This window comes from Bartonella sp. SD1336NMGDW (assembly GCF_042193565.1).
Taxonomy (GTDB): Bacteria; Pseudomonadota; Alphaproteobacteria; order Rhizobiales; family Rhizobiaceae; genus Bartonella; species Bartonella grahamii.
The window spans coordinates 1-858 of the sequence record NZ_JBHILW010000082.1; the positions used below are offsets into that span (position 1 = coordinate 1).

Annotated in this window: 1 protein-coding gene; it reads left to right on the plus strand. The window is 42.8% G+C overall.

Annotated features, from left to right (window positions below):
* Window positions 1-684, plus strand: a 684-nt coding sequence (locus tag ACFIKH_RS09235; protein ID WP_375671543.1) for a ShlB/FhaC/HecB family hemolysin secretion/activation protein, incomplete at its 5' end; no start/stop codon positions are given.
* Between the last annotated feature and the right edge of the window lie 174 nt (window positions 685-858).

Sequence of the window (858 nt, forward strand, 5' to 3'; positions counted from 1 at the left end):
TCTGATAATTTTATTATGGGCAGTCGGGTTGATGTTTCCAGCCGTAAATTGGCTATTGCAACCTTTGAGCTTGATCACTCGCGCAAGTGGCTTGGAGGAGAATTAAGCGCGCATATAGGGTTTCATAAAGGGTTGGCAATTCTTGGTGCTTATGACGATAAAGAGCAAGAGAATGCAACAAAAAATTCACCCAAAGGGCAATTTTCCAAATTGTCTTTTTCCCTAGGCTACGTGCGTCCTTTTTCGCTCAAACAATATAACTTTCGCTATAACACGCTGTTTTCAGGACAATTATCACCCGACACATTGTTTAGTTCAGAGCAAATATCGCTTGGTGGTAGTTCCTCTGTGCGCGGGGTGCGTGAGGCGATTTATTACGGCAATAATGGGGCGTTTTGGCGCAATGAATTGTCATTGTTGTTGCCAGGTTTTTCTTCAAACATGGGGCGTAAATTTATGAGCCAATTTGCCCCTTATATGGCGCTTGATCTGGGGGCTGTAGCCAATGATGTAAACAAAAACAGTTTTGGCGGAAGGCTCGTTGGGGCAACTCTTGGTTTCCATGCAAGCGGAGAAATTACGGATATTGATGTGTCTTATTCGAATATTTTAACCCAATCGACAGTGCGAGAAAAGGGAAATGCGACAGGGTTATTTCAAGTGCGGGCATTATTGAGATTTTAGAGCAAAGGGGCGGTAAAAAATATCGCTGCGCTGTTTACACCCATATGGGTTGTTTTTTTAAGAGATAAAGAATTTTATGAGGAGCTGAAGATGCGGAGATTGAAAAATCAAAAGCATAAATTGGGATATGGATACAAGCGAGGAAAGCGCGTTCTTTGTGTTTTGCAGCGAGGG